At 62.9% G+C, this 16,777-nt stretch carries 18 protein-coding genes and 2 pseudogenes; 4 read left to right on the top strand and 16 right to left on the bottom strand.

The window, feature by feature from the left end; all coding sequences use genetic code 11:
- From AUQ37_RS04490 to AUQ37_RS04440, 13 genes and pseudogenes are all read right to left on the bottom strand, one after another.
- A partial coding sequence (locus tag AUQ37_RS04490; protein ID WP_157844281.1) for a hypothetical protein occupies positions 1-412 on the bottom strand: 412 nt, incomplete at its 3' end.
- A 104-nt stretch (positions 413-516) separates the two neighbouring features.
- Complete coding sequence (locus AUQ37_RS04485) at positions 517-1,035, bottom strand: nitroreductase family protein (protein WP_058747581.1); 519 nt, start codon at positions 1,033-1,035, stop codon at positions 517-519.
- Positions 1,036-1,107: 72 nt separating this feature from the next.
- Positions 1,108-1,386, bottom strand: a complete 279-nt coding sequence (locus AUQ37_RS04480; protein WP_058747580.1) for a hypothetical protein — start codon at positions 1,384-1,386, stop codon at positions 1,108-1,110.
- Positions 1,387-1,482: 96 nt separating this feature from the next.
- Complete coding sequence (locus AUQ37_RS04475) at positions 1,483-2,643, bottom strand: aminotransferase class I/II-fold pyridoxal phosphate-dependent enzyme (protein ID WP_058747579.1); 1,161 nt, start codon at positions 2,641-2,643, stop codon at positions 1,483-1,485.
- Positions 2,644-2,649: 6 nt separating this feature from the next.
- On the bottom strand, positions 2,650-3,495 hold the full coding sequence (gene dapF, locus AUQ37_RS04470) for a diaminopimelate epimerase (protein WP_058747578.1): 846 nt from the start codon (positions 3,493-3,495) through the stop codon (positions 2,650-2,652).
- A complete protein-coding gene (lysA, locus tag AUQ37_RS04465; RefSeq protein WP_082662403.1) occupies positions 3,492-4,754 on the bottom strand; it encodes a diaminopimelate decarboxylase in 1,263 nt (420 codons plus the stop codon). Before lysA ends, dapF begins: the two co-directional genes overlap by 4 nt.
- Positions 4,754-5,641 (bottom strand): aspartate kinase, encoded by an 888-nt coding sequence (locus AUQ37_RS04460; protein WP_201013749.1) that lies wholly within the window; start codon positions 5,639-5,641, stop codon positions 4,754-4,756. The genes lysA and AUQ37_RS04460 overlap by 1 nt, the downstream gene beginning before the upstream one ends.
- Complete coding sequence (locus tag AUQ37_RS10980) at positions 5,620-5,808, bottom strand: hypothetical protein (protein WP_201013748.1); 189 nt, start codon at positions 5,806-5,808, stop codon at positions 5,620-5,622. Before AUQ37_RS10980 ends, AUQ37_RS04460 begins: the two co-directional genes overlap by 22 nt.
- A complete protein-coding gene (locus tag AUQ37_RS10975; protein WP_201013747.1) occupies positions 5,805-6,119 on the bottom strand; it encodes a hypothetical protein in 315 nt (104 codons plus the stop codon). Before AUQ37_RS10975 ends, AUQ37_RS10980 begins: the two co-directional genes overlap by 4 nt.
- Complete coding sequence (gene dapB / locus AUQ37_RS04455) at positions 6,113-6,895, bottom strand: 4-hydroxy-tetrahydrodipicolinate reductase (RefSeq protein ID WP_058747577.1); 783 nt, start codon at positions 6,893-6,895, stop codon at positions 6,113-6,115. Before dapB ends, AUQ37_RS10975 begins: the two co-directional genes overlap by 7 nt.
- Before the next feature lie 4 nt (positions 6,896-6,899).
- Positions 6,900-7,786 (bottom strand): annotated as a pseudogene (gene dapA / locus AUQ37_RS04450) (4-hydroxy-tetrahydrodipicolinate synthase).
- A 1-nt stretch (position 7,787) separates the two neighbouring features.
- Complete coding sequence (locus AUQ37_RS04445) at positions 7,788-8,210, bottom strand: Lrp/AsnC family transcriptional regulator (RefSeq protein WP_082662402.1); 423 nt, start codon at positions 8,208-8,210, stop codon at positions 7,788-7,790.
- 161 nt (positions 8,211-8,371) lie between these two features.
- Positions 8,372-10,021 carry a mechanosensitive ion channel family protein gene (locus AUQ37_RS04440; RefSeq protein WP_082662401.1) on the bottom strand — a complete coding sequence of 550 codons (1,650 nt, stop codon included), beginning with the start codon at positions 10,019-10,021 and terminating at the stop codon, positions 8,372-8,374.
- Positions 10,022-10,064: 43 nt separating this feature from the next.
- Between AUQ37_RS04440 and AUQ37_RS04435 the strand changes: the two genes are divergently transcribed.
- Together AUQ37_RS04435 and AUQ37_RS10970 are read left to right on the top strand one after the other, a co-directional pair.
- Positions 10,065-10,388 (top strand): hypothetical protein, encoded by a 324-nt coding sequence (locus AUQ37_RS04435; protein ID WP_102134597.1) that lies wholly within the window; start codon positions 10,065-10,067, stop codon positions 10,386-10,388.
- Positions 10,385-10,864: a hypothetical protein gene (locus AUQ37_RS10970; RefSeq protein ID WP_058747575.1), complete on the top strand. Its 480-nt coding sequence runs from the start codon at positions 10,385-10,387 to the stop codon at positions 10,862-10,864. The genes AUQ37_RS04435 and AUQ37_RS10970 overlap by 4 nt, the downstream gene beginning before the upstream one ends.
- Here the strand turns inward: AUQ37_RS10970 and amrS are convergent.
- Together amrS and thiL are read right to left on the bottom strand one after the other, a co-directional pair.
- The gene (gene amrS, locus AUQ37_RS04425) at positions 10,854-11,825 is read right to left on the bottom strand and encodes an AmmeMemoRadiSam system radical SAM enzyme (RefSeq protein WP_235584923.1); all 972 of its coding nucleotides are present in this window, start codon (positions 11,823-11,825) and stop codon (positions 10,854-10,856) included. The two genes, AUQ37_RS10970 and amrS, sit on opposite strands and share 11 nt — an antisense overlap.
- A 28-nt stretch (positions 11,826-11,853) precedes the next feature.
- Positions 11,854-12,813 (bottom strand): thiamine-phosphate kinase, encoded by a 960-nt coding sequence (gene thiL, locus AUQ37_RS04420; RefSeq protein ID WP_082662400.1) that lies wholly within the window; start codon positions 12,811-12,813, stop codon positions 11,854-11,856.
- Between the two features lie 226 nt (positions 12,814-13,039).
- Between thiL and AUQ37_RS04415 the strand changes: the two genes are divergently transcribed.
- Together AUQ37_RS04415 and AUQ37_RS04410 are read left to right on the top strand one after the other, a co-directional pair.
- Positions 13,040-13,609 (top strand): hypothetical protein, encoded by a 570-nt coding sequence (locus AUQ37_RS04415; protein WP_058747573.1) that lies wholly within the window; start codon positions 13,040-13,042, stop codon positions 13,607-13,609.
- Positions 13,610-13,620: 11 nt separating this feature from the next.
- On the top strand, positions 13,621-14,217 hold the full coding sequence (locus AUQ37_RS04410) for a hypothetical protein (protein ID WP_157844280.1): 597 nt from the start codon (positions 13,621-13,623) through the stop codon (positions 14,215-14,217).
- On the opposite strand, the pseudogene AUQ37_RS04405 reads toward AUQ37_RS04410, so the two are convergent.
- Positions 14,207-16,700: pseudogene (locus AUQ37_RS04405) on the bottom strand (excinuclease ABC subunit UvrA). The gene AUQ37_RS04410 and the pseudogene AUQ37_RS04405 overlap by 11 nt on opposite strands.
- Positions 16,701-16,777 lie beyond the last annotated feature (77 nt).

The following is a 16,777-nucleotide window of genomic DNA, read 5'->3' as shown; positions in this document are numbered from 1 at the left end:
CCACCTCGCATCTGGAGAGCAGTCTGGATGCCCAGTCGCGGTACTGCGAGGGGCACATGTCAGAATCCATCGACAGGTGCACGGCGCTGTACTGCACCAGGTCGCAGATGAGCTTCAGGATGCCGGCGGCCTTCTCCCTGAGGGCATCGGAAGGGAAGTTGAAGCAATGGGCGGAGGCGTCGCGGAGATCGGTGAAGACGATGTCCGCCAGCTCCATGTAGGTCCTCGAGACGCTTCTGAAGTTGACGTCTTCAGGCACTTCGCGGCCCATCTCCGCCAGTTTCCTCTCGGTCAGCGCCTCGTAGCAGTCCAGCGCAATCATCTTCCCGGCCTTCTCCAGGTACTCGTTGTCGACGACCATCTGCTCATAGCTGAAGGAGGCGCAGGCGTTCCTGAGCTCTCCCAGCAGCACCAGGAGCTCCTCCGGCCCGGCGCCTTCCGTCGCCGCCGCGAAGGTCTCCTCAGGCGTTCCCCTGACCTCTCCGCTCAGGAGGGTCTATGCGTCCATGCCGCCCCTCACTCTCCGCTGCGGGCGGCATCGAACGATGCGAATACCTCCCTGGGGGCCTTCTCCCTCACGGTGCCCTCCTCGGCAGGATATCCCACCGGCATGATGGCTGTCAGGACGGCGTCCTCTGGGATGGCGAGCGCGCGCTTGACCATGTCGGAATCGAAATGGCCCATCCAGACGGTGCCGAGGCCGAGCGCGGTGGCCTCGAGCATCATATTCGTGAGCGCGATGGAGCAGTCGACGACCTTCGAGCTGATCCCGCACTTCATGGTCCTGTCGTTATCGGCATAGACGGCGATGACACAGGGCGCCGAAGAGACCCAGGAGAAGGGATCGCAGGCCTCGGCGATGATCCCGATCTCCTCCCGGTCGATCGCGAAGACGGCGCGGACGCGCTTCTCGTTCATGGCCGACGGGGCCAGCCTGCCTGCGTCGGCGATAAGGTCGAGCTTCTCCTTCTCGATCGGCCTGTCCTCGAACTTCCTGATGCTCCTGCGGGCTTTGATCGCGTCGAGTACTTCCATATGCCGGGAATGATGTTCCAGGCGGATAAAAAACAAACGAGTCGACCCGGAGATGGGTCCGGGTAAGTGGTTTCACTCCTGTTTCCTGCACCAGATGAGCCCTATCACGATGGACAGGATCGCGATGGCGATGACGACGGCTGCGTACTCGTACACGTCGTCGGTCTGGGAATCGCTGTCGTCGCTTTCGGCGAGGAATATGGAATCGCCGCTGTCAGCGTCCGCCTGCTGGGTCTCGGCCTGTGCGTCGTCGGAGCCGAGGCCGGCGATGCCGAAGGCGCAGGCGGCCAGGACAACGGCCGCAGCGAGGGCGGTCAGCCCGTTCCTGTGCTGTTTGAAGATGCTCTCCATTTTAATCACGTTTCTATGCGGGGTAATCCGGATGCAATTAGAAAAAAGGTTTGGCTGGCTCAGGGCGGACGGTGCCGTCCGCCCCGCCCGGAAGGCTCAGTCGTTCTTCTTGCCCATGCGCTTGAGCGCGATCTCGATCTGGTCGATGGGCTTGGTGGCGGCCATCCTGATGTAGCCCTCCTCGCTCCCGAAACCGGTGCCCGGAGTGACGATGACGCCCTTGTCGATCATGTCCTTGGTGAAGTCCCCGGAGTTCCTGCCGCAGTTGAACCAGACGTAGAAGGTCCCCTTGGGCATGTCGCACTCGTAACCGAGGTCCCTGAGCCCCTCGACGATGACCTTCCTCCTCTCGCCGTACTCCTCGATGTTCTTCCTGGCGGCGTCCTTGAGCTCGCCCTTGTCGTTGTACATCTGCAGGGCGGCGATGGCGGCCTTCTGGATGAATATGGGCGCTCCGGAATCGATCTGACCCTTGCACTTGGTGAGCCCTGCGACGAGATTCTCGTGGCCGACCGCGAAGCCCAGCCTGAAGCCGGTCATGCAGAAGGTCTTGGACATGGACATGAACTCGATGGCGTTCTTCCCGGCCTGCATGACCGAGGGCGCCCTGAACCCGTCGAAGGTCATCTCGCAGTAGGCGTTGTCGTAGGCGAGTATGGTCTTGTTCCTGCCGGCCCACTTCATGACCTTCTTGAGGTAATCGACGTCCGCCACCGCCCCAGTGGGGTTGTTGGGGTAGTTGAGGTACATCATCCTCGCATGCTCGGGGCAGTCATCGACGTCCAGGAGCCAGTTGTTCTCGTGCTTCAGCGCGACCTTCTCGCAGACGGCGTTGTTGAAGATGCTGGCGGCGCCGGAGTAGACCGGGTAGCCGGGCGCGGGGGCGATGATCGTCTCGCCGTCGTTGACGAACGCCTGGGCGATGTTGAAGATGGCCTCCTTGGACCCGATCGTCACGCAGACGTTCGCGTCGGGATCGATCTTCGCGTTGAACCTCTTCTTGTAGTATTCGGCGATGGCCTCCCTGAGGTCCTTCTCGCCCTGGGACGAGGAGTATTTCTGGTTCTCGTTGACATCGGCGGCCTTCTTCATCGCCCTGACGATCTCGCCGGGGCAGGGGAGGTCCGGGTCCCCGATGCCGAAGTCGATCATCTTCACGCCCTCCGCCCTCTTGGCGGCGGCGAGCTTCTCCAGTCTCACGAACAGATAGGGAGGGAGCTTCTGGAGCCTTTCAGCCTGCTTGTAGCTTACCGGCATTCTTCATCACCTGAGATATTCTATGTTTCCTTCGTAGACCAGCTCTGCCGGCCCCTCCATGAGGACGCGGTCCAGCTTGGAGCTGGCATTGATCTTGAGCCATCCGCCCGGGAGGCGGACGTCGACGGGCGTGTCGAACGGGACCAGCCCGTTCAGCGCGGCCGCCACCGTGGTGGCGCACGCCCCGGTCCCGCAGGCCAGGGTCCATGCCGCCCCTCTCTCGTACACGCGTATGTATATCTTGCCGTCCCTGACCTGGGCGAACTCGACGTTGGTCTTCTTGGGGAAGAACGGATGCTTCTCCAGCAGGGGGCCGAGGCGGTCGATCTCGGAGTCGCTCAGGGGGTCGAAGGTGATGAAATGGGGGTTGCCCATGGACACCGCGTTCGCCCTGAACTTGGCCCCGTACGCCTCGAACGGCTGGTTGATGAAACGGCCGTCGAAGTCCACCGGGACCTTCCTGCCGTCGAGGATGGGAGCGCCCATGTCTATCTGCACACGGGAGACCCAGTCGTCCTCCGGGTCCTTGGACACCTTGGCGCTGAGGATGCCCCTGCCGGTCATGATCTTCATCTCGCCGGGGCCCGCTAGGCCGGTGTCCGCCGCATGCTTGGCGACGCAGCGGATCCCGTTCCCGCACATCTCCGCTATGGAGGAGTCCGAGTTCACCACGGTCATGGTGATGTCGGACCCGTCCTTCCCGGGCTGGATGTAGAGCACGCCGTCCGCGCCGATGCCGAAATGGCGGTCGCAGACCTGCTCCGCCCAGGCCGGGTCCACCGGGACAGGGTCGTGTATGCAGTCCAGGACGATGAAGTCGTTCCCGATCCCGTGGTACTTCCAGAACTTCATCGCTGCAGCCTCTCCGGGACCTTCTGGTGCCTCCACTGCTCCTCAGGGGTCTCCCTCTCGCGGATCAGCTCGGCCTTCCCGTCATTGATCAGGACCTCTGCGGGCAGCGGGCGGCTGTTGTAGTTGCTCGCCATCGTGAACCCGTAGGCGCCCGCGTCGTAGACGACCATGATGTCGCCCTCCTCCACCTCGGGCAGGACGCGGTCATGTCCCAGATAGTCACCGCTCTCGCAGAGCGGGCCGGCGATGTCGTACCTGGAGGTGCAGGCCCTGCCGAACTTGCTCCCGTCGGCGATGTAATGGAACGAGCCGTACATGGCCGGGCGGATGAGGGTGTTGAACCCTGCGTCGACCCCCACGTACTTCTTCGTCTCCGCGTCCTTGATGTCCGTGCAGGCGGTGAGCAGCACGGTCGAGTCGGCGACGATGTACCTCCCAGGCTCGACGATGATCTTCCTGACGTCGGTGTTCTGCTCGAAGACGTCGGTGACCTCCGAGGCCATTCCGTCGAGGTCCATCTCGTCCTCGTTGGGCTTGTACGGGACGCCGATGCCGCCGCCGATGTCCACGAAGTCCAGCTTGATGCCCGCTTCGTCTATCTGGTTGATGAGCTCGGCGAGGACCTCCGCCTCATCGACGAACGGCTCGACGGACTGCCCGCCGGACCCGATGTGAGCGTGTATGCCGACCGGCTCGAGCCCGATGTCGAGCGCATGCAGGTAGGTCTCGACGACCTTGTCCCTCGGGATGCCGAACTTGGCCCCCTTGTTGCCGGTGATGACCTTCTCGCCGTGGCCGGAACCGACCCCGGGGGTGATCCTGAAGGACACCTTGGTGCCCGGGGCGATGCGGGCCAGCTTCTCCATCTCGGAAACCGAGTCGAGGTTGATGCGGACGCCCGTCTCCACGACCTGCTTTAGCTCTTCCTCGCTCACGAACACGCCGGTGTACATGATCTTGGAGGGGTCGAACCCGGCCTTGAGGCAGGTCTCCACCTCCCCGATGGAGACGGCGTCGATCCCCGCGCCCTCCTGGCGGAGGATGCTCAGTATCGCGAGATTGGTGTTCGCCTTGCAGGCGTAGTGGACCTCGGTCTCCATGTACTTGGAGAAAGCACTGTAGACCGCCCTGTAGTTCTCCCGGACCCTCTGCTCGTCCGTGACGTACACGGGCGTGCCGAACTCCTTCGCTATGTCCTCCACGTTCATGCCGGCGAAGATCATCTTCCCGTCCCGGCTCTCGAAATCGCGCATGGCCATTATGCATTCCCTCCGTCCTCGACGAACTTCTTGTGCAGTATCCTGATGGTGTCCAGCACATGCGCCATGGGCACTACGAAATTGAGGGACACGTCGGACGCGCCCTCGCTTATCATCTGCACGTTGGCATGCGCTTCCTTGACGGCGCCGAAGATCTCCCCGGACACGCCGCAGGTGGTGAGCAGGTTGTCGCCGACGCAGCAGATGAGGGCCACGTCGCCGGTCACGTCGATCCTCTCGATGTCCTCGCTCTCGAGCTCGTTGAGTTTCCTCAAAGTATCCTTGACATCGTTGTTATGGATGAGCAGGGCGACGGTCGAAAGGGTGGTGCTTATCGAGTAGATGGCATCGTTGTTCTCGGAGATCTTGGCGAGGATCCTGGTGACGATCTCGGGCCGGTAGGCGATCTCCGGGGAGCTGATGCTTATGATGGACAGGTCGGTCTTGGCCGCCACCGAGCGCAGCAGCTCGTTCTTGGGCTTCCTGAACTGGGAGATGAGGGTGCCTCTCTCCTCGGGCTTGAACGAGTTCCTGACCCACAGGGGGATGTGCTTCCTCCTGACCGGCTCGATGGTCCTCGGGTGGAGGACCTTGGCTCCGAAGTACGCGAGCTCGGCCGCCTCGGTGTAGCTCATCTCGTCGATCTTGACCGCATGGGGGACGATCCTGGGGTCGGCGGACATGAACCCGTCGACGTCCGTCCAGATGTCGAGCCTGTCGGCGTTGAGGGCGTTGGCGATGACCGCTGCGGCGTAATCGGAGCCGCCACGGCCGAAGGTCAGAGGGAGCCCGTCCTTCTTGACGCCGTAGAAACCGGTGATCACGGGGATGAAGCCGCGGTTGATGTAGGGCATCACGTTGATGTTCATCGCCCTCTCGGTCTCCACCAGTCGGCGTTCCCGTTGAGGGGGGAGCCGACGGCGCGGATGCCGCAGTCCTCGGCGGTGAGGGCGACGGAGTCATGCCCCAGCGCCCTGAGCTTGTGGCACAGCAGGAGGGAGGAGAACCTCTCCCCCTGGGAGGTCACGTTGTCCCTGTAATAGGGGTCCTTCATGGCGTACTCGTCGAAGAGGAGCTGCGGAACGCCTCCATCCTGGGCCTGAACTCCTCCAGGAAGGCCGAGTACTGCTCGTCGTTGAGCATGGCCTTGGCGACGTCGAGATGCTTCTTCTCGAACGTGGCGAGGGCCTCGTCCCTCTTCCCGGGTATGTCCTCGCAGAGCCCCACGAGGAAGTTGGTTATCCCGGACATGGCCGAGGTGACGACCACCTTCGAGCCGTCCGTCTTGAGAACAATGCCGGCGACCCTTTCGAGCGCCTCTATGGAACCTACGCTGGTCCCTCCGAACTTCATGACTGTCAGCATAATCCGAGCACCTCGTCCATGCTGTGGACCCTGCCGTCCCTGTGGGCGGCGGCCCACTTGATCGTTACTATGCACCCTCTGGCGAACACCTCGCGCGATATGGCGCGGTGGGTGAGCTCCAGCATCTCGCCGTTGGCGGCGAAGATGACCGTATGGTCGCCCACGATGTCGCCGGCGCGGACCGAGTGGACCCCGATCTCGCGCTGCCTCGGGCCGACGACGCCCTTCCTGCCGTAGACGACGCGCTGGATGGCGGTCGCGGCCTGGAGCCTGCGGACGGCCTCGGCGGCGGTGCCGGACGGGGCGTCCTTCTTGCGGTCGTGGTGCATCTCGATGACCTCGATATCATATCCCGGGAGCATCCCGGCCATGTCGCCGCAGAGCTTCCAGAAGACGTTGACCCCTACCGCGAAATTGGCCGAGACCACGGCGGAGGACCTCTTGGAGGCAACTTCCCTCGCCATCGCGGAGATGGCCTTCTCGGGGACCGCGGTGGTGCCGACGACCACCGAGCATCCGGCCGCGGCGGCCGCCTCGATGGCTGGCCCCGCCGCCTCCGGCGACGTGAGGTCGACGTACACATCGCATCCGCCGAGGACCTCGCCCAGGCGGTCGGGCCCTACGGCCTTCACGCCGAAGACGTCCTCGCCGACGTGCCCTCCGTTCTGCGAGACCACTGCGCCCGTGAGCTCGAGCTCCGGGTCCTCGGAGGCGAGCCTGCAGACGATGCTCCCGAGCCTGCCGGTGGCACCGGCCACCGCCACCCTGACGGCCAAGGGATCACAGTCCGTAGGCGTCGATGAGGGGGTCGACGACCGCCATCCCCTTGTCGGAGAGGGGGGTCAGGGGCAGCCTGGGGTTGTTCAGCCCGAATCCCATGTGCGACATGACGTACTTGATGGGTATGGGGTTGGATTCGCAGAACAGGCCCTTGAACATCGGCATCAGGGCATCGTTCATCTTCTCCGCTTCCGCGAACCTGCCGTCCCTGCAGGCCTTGACCATGTCGGACACCTGCTTGGGCATGCAGTTGGACGCCACCGAGAACACTCCTTCCGCGCCCGCCCTCATCATGTCGAGGTCATGTCGTCGTTGCCGGAGAGGACGTTGAACCCTTCGGGCCTCCCGGCGAGGGTGGACTTTACCTGCTCCATGTTCCCGCAGGCCTCCTTGATGCCGCAGATCCCGGGGATCTTCGCCAGCTCGATCTGGGTTCTGCTGTCGATGTTGATCCCGGTCCTGCTGGGGACGTTGTACACGATCACCGGTATGCCGGCCATCTCTGCGATGGACATGTAATGCAGGTAGATGCCGTGCTGGGTCGGCTTGTTGTAGTAGGGGCAGATGGAGAGGATGGCGTCGGCGCCCATGTCGGCCGCCTCCATGGAGAGGTCGATGGCCTCCCTGGTGCAGTTGCTGCCGGCCCCGGCAACGACCTTTGCCTTCTTCGCCTGGTCTATGACGATCTTGATGACGTTGAGGTGCTCTTCCCTGCTGAGGCAGGCGGCCTCGCCGGTGGAGCCGCAGGGCAGGAGCATGTCCACCCCGTTCTCCTCCTGGAAATCGACGAGCCTCCTGAGGGCCTCCTCGTCCACGGTGCCGTCCCTCTTGAAGGGGGTCACCAACGCCGTTCCGGTTCCCTTGAACTTGCTGCTCTCTGCGTACATGTCAATTCTCTCCGAAATGCTCCTTCAGGATTAGGCGGGTCCTGGTGCTCAGCACGTTGTCGTACTTGCGCACCTTCTCGATGATGTCGTTCAGGTTCTGGGTGGACTCGACGTCCACGATGGCGATTATGTCCTGGTCGCCGGTGACCTCGAAGACCTCGGTCACCCCGTCGTACTCCGACATCCTCCTGGCTATCTCCTCGGTGTCGGTGTTGACATCGATGCTGACCTCGACCAGTGCCTTCACGTTCTTGGAGCTCGTCTTGATGGTGAACCCGCGGATCACTCCGTCCTCGGTCATCTTGTGGACCCTGCTCCTCACCGTCCCCTCGGACACGCCAAGCTGGTCCGCTATGTCCACGTAGGGGCAGCGGGAGTCCTTCTTCATGATCTCGAGGATGCGCTTGTCTAGGTTGTCTATCATTTTCGGCACCGCTGGAACCTTATGGGGGCGGTGTAACATTCGTTGCTATATAACAATAATGAAGGAAAGGCGGGAATCCGCAGTAATGGCCGTCTGCGGTTAAGGAAAACATGAAGTTGTTTACGATTTCCGAGGACGGACCGCCCGTCCCCGGAAACCGCTCAGGCGCTGCCGGCAGGGGACGGGCCGCTGCCGTCCGCGCCCTCGTTGGGGAACGCCTTGCCGCCGTCCTCCACCACGATGCGGGTGTAGTCGATGTCGATGCCGTTCTCCTTGAAGGCGGCGTACAGGGCCTGGCGGATCTGCCCGCGGACGGTGTAGCTGGTGTTGAAGTCGTCCACGTACATTCCCATCTTGACCTGTATGTTGCTGTCCTCGAACTCCTCGACGCGGGTGTAAGGCCTTCCGTAGGAACCGTCGGTGATGACGTGCGGGTTGGCCGAGGCGACGTCCTGCATGATCTGCCTGACCTTGTTCAGGTCGGAGTCGTAGGACACGCTCATCGAGATGTAGCACTTGTAGACCGTGGTCTCCCCGGTGATGTTCTTGATCCTGGAGGTCTCAAGGGTCGAGTTGGGCATGATGTTGATGTCGGTGTTGTCCCAGTTCTCCAGCTGGGTGTTCATGATGTTGACCTCGCGGACGCGGTACACCGTGGTGTCCGTGCCCACCTGTATGAGGTCGCCCTTCTGGAACGGCCTGGTGGCGAGGATGACCAATCCGGAGAAGAACTGCGACAGCACATCCTTGGCGCCCATCGATATGCCTAGGGATATCAGTCCGGCCGAGGTGATGATGGCCGCGACGTCCACTCCGAACATGCTCAGGGCCACGATGGTGACCACGGTGGCGATGGCGATCTCCCCTATGTACATGAAGAGCGGGCGCAGGCTGTCGTAATCCTTCCTGTGGCGGTCGTCCTTGTTCCCGATCCTGGTGATGATCACATCGACGACGAGCTTGTAGAGCCTCCATCCGACGATGGCCCCGACGATCAGGTAGCAGACGTAGAAGACGCGGTTGACGATGTCGATGTACTCCTCGTCAGTCCCTGCGATGCGGAGGACCTGCCCGATGGCCCACAGTATGATGATGACGTGGCAGAGGTCGTACAGGGTCTTCTTCATGTAATCCCTGTCCGGATCGTCCTTCTTCATGACGATCCTCACGCAGATGGGGACGGCGATGAGCATGACGGCGTACCCGATGGCCAGGAACCCTACCAGCGATACGAGGGCGGTGAACCAAACTTCGCCCATGATGCCGCTCAGGTTGTTCTCGAAGACGCCCAGGAACTTGTTGTACTTGTTCCCGGAGGAGAGATCGGAGCTCACTGAGAGGTTCACGCTGAATTCTCCGGTGGACGTGCTCGATGTGCTCGGACAGTCTGCTGAGAAATAGATCGTGATGGTGTAATCGCTTCCCTGGTGAGCGTACTGGTTCGCAGTCACCTCGATCTCCATCTTCTCTCCGCTGTTGGCAGCGATAGTCACGTATTCTGAACTTGAACTGACCGCAGCGGAAACCCTGCTGTTGCTGCTTTCAACGTCTCTTACTGAAACGATGATGCTGTTGCTCGTATCGTTGTTGTAGATCACGAAGCTGAACGTCGTGGAACTGTTGGCCGATACGCTTACGGTGTTGTCGTTGTAAATGCAGCTGATATCGAAGTTTCCGTCTGATATCAGCGGTGTTATGGTAGCGGACGATTCGTCGGCGTCCTGGAGCGGGACGCTGCGGCTGCCAGTATGAACAAGGCCGCTGCGGCCGCGATTAGCATTCCAGTCCTGCTCTTGGACATAATGCTGCATGTAATCTTTTCCATTTATTAATGAATCGTGCATCCGAATGTGCATGGAGATTTCCCCTGTCCTGCAGGCGGTCGCTGTGCTGCTGTCATTCGCTGTCCTCTCGGCAGCGGCTGTGCACGATGTGCGGAGCAGGGAGGTCCCCGACGGGCTCTGGAAGATACTGGGTCTTTCAGGTTCCGTGCTCTATGCCGCGATATGCATCGCCGAAGACGGCCTCAGGTGGGAATACGCCGCGGTCCCGGCAGGCCTTGTGCTGGAACTGTACGCCATCGCTTTCCTGGAGAGCAGGCGCGCTCTCATGTCCGGGGCTGCCGCCGTGATGCTCTTCGCTGCCTCGTTCCTTTTTGGAGACGCACGTCTCCGATGACCCAGGGCCTGGCGGCGGCCGTCGCCATCCTCGCCTATGCCGGACTGTACTATGCCAGTGTGCTCCGCGGCGGCGCAGATGCAAAATGCCTGATGGCGCTCAGCCTGGCGCTACCATACTATCCGGAGATCGGGCCCTTTCCCTTGATGCCGCCCGATCCGCGCATCGCGGAGTTCATCCCTCCGTCCCTGTCGGTGCTCTTCGTCGGAGCGGTCATCGCAGCGGCATGGGCGCTGATATGGTATGCGGTCCGCACGGACCGCGGCCGGATGAGGCTCGATGAGGCCGCGGGATCGTTCGTCTGGATATGCAGCGGCAAGGACAGCCGCGGAGAGGAGAAGGAAGCGGCGGCCGCCCGCCTGATGTCAGAAGGGGCCTCCGACGCCAAGGTGGTCTACCAGATACCGTTCATAGCGCCGCTGGCCATCGCATCGGCGGCCGTCGTCCTGCTGGGGAGCCCGCTGTTCATCTTATGATGTTCAGCTTGTGCTTGCAGAAGGCACAGCGGTCCCCGTCGAGCCCGACGATGTCCACGCGGTAGCCGGTCCTCTTGATGACCGCGGCCCCGCACTCGGGGCAGTAGGTGTCGGACGCATCGTCGTGGATGATGTTGCCCACATAGGCGTAATCCAGGCCGTTGTCCTCCGCCAGCTTCTGGAACCTGAGGAGGGTGTCCACCGGGGTCATGGGGACGGTCTCCATGTTGTAGTCGGGATGGAAGCGGCTGAAGTGCACGGGGATGTCGGGGGAGAGGTCGTCCCTGACCCAGCGGACGAACTTCTCGACCTCCCCCGTGCTGTCGTTGTATCCTGGGATGACCAGGTACGTGAGTTCCAGGTGGACGCCCTGCTCGTGGACCACGCTGCAGGCGGTCTTGACCGATTCGAGGTCCCCGCCGCAGATCCTGCGGTAGAAGCGGTCGTTGAACGACTTGACGTCGATGTTCATGGCATCGCTGACCCTGCAGAGGTCCTTCATCGGGCCCTCGTTGAGATAGCCGTTCGTGACGAGGGCGATCCTCAGGTCCGGGTCGGCCTCGTGGACGTCCATGATGTACTCGTACCAGATCCCCGGCTCGTTGTACGTGAAGGCGATCTGGTCGAAGCTCTGCTGGCGGCAGAGCGCGGCGATGTCCTCCGCGGACTTGAAGGTGGTGCGCTTCTTGCCGAAGGACTCCATGGATATGGAGTAGTTCTGGCAGTACTGGCACTTGAAGTTGCAGCCGATCCCGCCGACAGAGAATATCCTGGTCCCGGGGCGGTAATGGTAGAACGGCTTCTTCTCGATGGGATCGACGGCGATGGATGACACTCTGCCGTAGTTGTAGGCCGTGAGCTTCCCGCCGGTGAACTTGCGGGAGCTGCAGAGGCCGAACTCCTCGCTGCCGATGAGGCAGCGGTGGGGGCAGAGGTCGCACCTTGCTCTGCCGTCCTCTATGTGCCAGTATGTCGCTTCTATATTGGGGTTAATAAATGCCGTCCGGCATCTCCCTCCTATCGCCGCCTTCCGCGATGAATGCTCCCCTGCCGTTGTCGACAGAGCCGATTATCGAGAACGCCACCCCTGCCTTGTAGAGGGCGTCTATGTCCTTGGGGTCGAAGGTGAACAGGAGCTCGTAATCCCCGCCCCATCTGAGGGCGGTCTCCCTGAGGTCCTTCCTGCATAGGCGGCAGACCTCTTCCGTGTCCTCGCCCAGGGGGAGGAACTCCCACTCGATCTCCATCCCCGCATGCGAGGCGGCGCACACGGCGCGGCAGGCATTGCCGAGGCCGTCGGACAGGTCCATGCAGGACGTCACGATGCCGGTGCCGGCCATGGCCATCCCCTCTTCCCAGCGGGGGACCGGGACGCGGAAGGCGAACTCCGCATCGTCGAACCCCTCTAGGCTGTTCTGCTCCGCCAGGAACCCGGCCGCCGCCTCGCCGATGCACCCGGTCACGGCGACCACGTCGCCCGGGCGTGCGCCCGAGCGGGTCATAGGCTTCCTGCCCTCGAAGCTCCCGAGAGCGGTGGCGGTCACGGTCCCGGGGCCGGGCTTGGTGTCCCCTCCCACGACCTCCGTCCCGCAGAACTCGCAGCATTGGTCGATCCCGCTGGCTATGTCGAGGAAGTCGGCCTCTTCCATGTCCCCGGGCATATCCATGGCCGCCAGGAGGCCGACGGGCCTCGCGCCCATGGCCGCCAGGTCGCTGAAGTTCACGGCCGCCGCCGTCCAGCCGAACTGCTCCCAGTTCATCCCGGGGGTCTTGTGCCTGGCCACCGAGACCGAGTCGGTGGTGGCCGCGATCCTGCCGTCGGAGAGGCCGCCGATGACCGCCGCATCGTCGCCGGGCCCGATGACAGTGGTCCCGCCCTGGCGGGGACGGCAGACCGAGAGCATGCGCTCTATCAGCCTCCTCTCTCCTATCGTCTCCAGGGTCGCCATGCTTTCCGTATCTGCATTCCGACTTTAAAATTGGTCTTCGGCCGAGACCCTGCCGGCAGTCCAGCAATATCCCCGCCGACATAGGAATCAATAGATTATATATTTTATATAATCCTTATTTGTTAAAAATAAATAATCAATAAATGAGATTATGATAATTAAATATCTACAATCAAACTGATTGGAAATCGGTTTTTTTTTATGTCTGAACATGCATACGTTCCCCATGGACCGGAAAGCGATGATATGCATAGCGTCAGCGGCCGTCCTGGCGGTATGCGCATGCTCCCTGATCGCGTTCAGCGGATCTTCGGACGATCCCGGCGATTCGGGCGATGCCGCTGAGCCGAACAGCTACAAGCACGAGGATTTCGGCATGATGGTCCTCGCCGGCGGGGACACCGGGGACCCGTCTTCCGCATTTGCGGAGAGCTATACTGTCAGCGGCGCTGTCGGTGCCGATGAGATCCCGGCCGGCGCGGCCGTGATCGTGGACGGCATGTGGTTCGGTTCGGTCGGCGGGGATGCCGCAGGAGATTTCCTGACCCAGCTGTATGAAAGGGGCAATGTCATCGCTGCGTTCGCGGATATCGGGACCTTCACAGGTACCGTCCCCTTCGGGTTCGTCGCGTACTCCGACACCGCGAACCTCTATGCCGCCTACCATGACCCAGATACCGGAAGGAACGTGTTCTGCAGCATCTGCGCGGCTCCGATGAATCATCCATCGCCAAGTTCCGGGAGTGGGCGGCGGAATATGCAGCGGAAGGCTCCGAGCCCGACAGCAGCATACTGAAGGCCGCGGGCGTGACGGACGGCTCCGGCTGGGGCGGGGAAAACTATTCCTGTCTATACAGGGAGTGCAGCGGATACGGGTGGATGGAGGTCGGCACCTGCTACTACACGGTCAGGGAGGACAACGACAGCTACAGCTACTACTGCACGCGCTATGACGTGCAGGGAGTGCCAGATGGCTGCTCCGTCTCGGACCTCAACATCAGCACCGAGCTCGGGGACGGGTACAGCATCCTCCAATACGGCCCGTCGACGATGAAGGGCTCGGACGTCTCGGTCAGCCTCGGATCGATCTCCGACGGGTCGGCGTCCAGGACGGTCTCATGGGACTATCAGGCGGACATCTCGGTGATAAAGGACAGGTCAAATTATGCGACCGGGGAGATAAGAATCGACCACGAGCTGGACAACGGCGATGCCCGGAACGCCTGCGCCGTGATGCCCGGGAAGGTCGTCCGCGTCGAATGCGGTCCCGGGAACACGGACGGGTCGTATTCGGCGACAAACCATTACGAGGTCGCGTTCTGCAGGAACACCGGGTCCGGGCTCTTCGGGATGTCCGAGGAGTGCCAGTTGTTCAGCGAGGACATCAGGGTCCTCATCCGCTGAGGTACCTGCCGGTCACGCTCGACGGGTCCGAGGCGACCTGCTCGGGCGTCCCGGCCGCCACTATCCTCCCGCCGGCCTCTCCTCCGCCGGGGCCCATGTCTATAACATAATCTGCGTTGCGTATGAGGTCGAGGTCGTGCTCGATCGTGATGACTGTCGCTCCGCTGTCTATGAGCCTCTGCAGGATCCCTATGAGCAGGCGGACATCCAGCGGATGGAGCCCGATGGTGGGCTCATCGAAGACGAACACCGTCCCGTTCTGCCTCCTGCCGATCTCGGATGCGAGCTTGAGGCGCTGAGCCTCGCCGCCGGAGAGGGCAGGGGTGGACTCGCCCAGCGTCAGGTATCCCAGGCCGAGGTCCTTCATCGTCTGCAGGCTCTCCCCGATCCCGGGGACGTCCTTCAGGACCTCAAAGGCCGAGTCGACGGTCATGCCCATCAGCTCGGTGATCGAATACCCTCTCTCCGACCCCTCTGGGTAATAGAATATCTTCCCGGCCTCGGGCCCGTAGCGGGAGCCCCCGCAGTCCGGGCAGGGTATGTCGACGTCCGGCAGGAACTGCACGTCCATGGAGACCGATCCGGTGCCGTCGCATCCAGGGCAGCGGAGGGACCCGGTGTTGTAAGAGAAATCCCCGGCCTTCTTCCCGGCCTTCTTGGCATCCGGAGTGAAGGAGTACAGGCGGCGGAGGCCGTCGAGGATGCCGCTGTAGGTGGCGACCGTGGAGCGCACATTGGCGCCGATCGGGGCGGCGTCCACCAGGACGACCCTCTTCACGTTCGCCTCCAGCTCCTCGGCCGGGGCCGGGAGGGGCCTTCCGGCGATCCTCGCCTCCAGGGCGGGGATGAGGGTCTCCAGGACCAGGGTGGTCTTCCCCGCGCCAGAGACGCCGGTGACGGCGGTCATGCGGTTCAGCGGGATGTCCAGTTCCAGAGGTTTGACGGAATGGATGGCACCGGACCTCAGATGTATCCGTCCCCCGGCGAACATGGCCGCCGCGGAGGCGCGCTCCCGCGCCTCGACCTTCTCCGTCCCGTTCAGGAAGCCGGCGATCAGGGAGTTCCCGTTCTTCTCCACGTCCTCCACGGTCCCGGCCGCGAGGACCTTCCCGCCGCGGTCCCCGGCGCCGGGCCCCATCTCGATGAGCCAGTCGGCCTCCCTGAGCACACGGACGTCGTGGTCCACGACCACCACGGTGTTGCCCATATCGACCAGGTCGCGCATGATTCCGACCAGCCCGTCGACGTTGGAGGGATGCAGGCCGATGGAGGGCTCGTCGAGGACGTAGAGGACCCCGGTAGTGTGGCTCCGCACCGACCTCGCCAGCTGCACGCGCTGGCGTTCCCCGGTGGAAAGGGTGGGGCCTGCCCGGTCGAGGGTGAGGTATCCCAGGCCGAGGGAGAGCAGGCGCTCGGCGTTGCGCAGGAACTCTGCGGAGACGGTCTCCGCCATCCGGCGCATCTCCGGGGGCATGAGCCGGGGAATCCCCTTCACCCATACCGTTGCCTCCTCCAGGGTCATCCGGCAGGCGTCGGCGAGGGTCTTCCCGTCCAGGGTGACGGATTTGGCCTTCTCGTTCAGGCGGTCTCCGCCGCACACGGGGCAGGGGCCGGTGGAGAGGTAGCGGTTGATCCTGACCAGGCCCTTCTCGGTGGTCGTCTTCCGGAGCGCCTCGGCGACCGCCTCGTGGGCGTTGCGGTAGGTGCAGTTGAGGTCGAAGAGCTTCCCGTTGGCGGTCCTCATGGGGGTCATCTTCTGCACGGCGGGCCCGGAGTAGACGATGTCCTTCTCCTTCTGGGTCAGTTCGGAGAACGGCACATCCGTGCGGACTCCGAGCTCCCCGGCCACCAGGTACATCCATTGGATCCCGAACATGTTCCAGGGCCCGACGGCGCCTTCCTTCAGGGTGAGGGACGGGTCGGTGATCAGCTTGGAGTCGTCGATGTCCCTGACGATCCCCGTCCCGCTGCAGCGGGAACAGGCCCCGCCGCTGTTGAAGGAGAGCTCCTCCGCCGACTGCCCGTCGAACTCCGCCCCGCACTCTGGGCATACGATCTTCCGCCCTATGGCCACCGCGGGCGACGGGGGGGACGCGGTGCCCGTTCGGGCATGTGTAGCTCCCGAGGCGGGAGAACATCAGGCGGAGGCTGTTCAGCAGTTCGGTGGAGGTTCCGAAAGTGCTCCTGATCCCGGGGACGGCGGGGCGCTGGTGGAGGGCGAGAGCCGCCGGTACGTTCTCCACGGAATCGACGTCCGGGCGGCTCGCCTGGGTCATCCTCCGGCGGGTGTATGCGGAGAGGGCCTCGAGGTACCGGCCGGAGCCCTCGGCGTAAAGCACCCCGAGCGACAGGGAGGACTTCCCCGAGCCTGACACCCCGGCGATCCCCGTCATCTTCCCGAGCGGCACATCGACCGACACATCCTTCAGATTGTGCACGCGCGCTCCCCTGATCTCGATGCTCTCCGGGCCCTTTCCTTCCATGCTCTGCAGAATCCGCCTGCCGGATAAATCTCCATCGGGCCGCGCGCGCTCAGTACCAGCCGCGCCCTGCTGGTGCG

Source organism: Candidatus Methanomethylophilus sp. 1R26 (genome assembly GCF_001481295.1).
GTDB lineage: Archaea > Thermoplasmatota > Thermoplasmata > Methanomassiliicoccales > Methanomethylophilaceae > Methanomethylophilus.
This window is presented reverse-complemented; position numbering and strand designations above follow the sequence as displayed.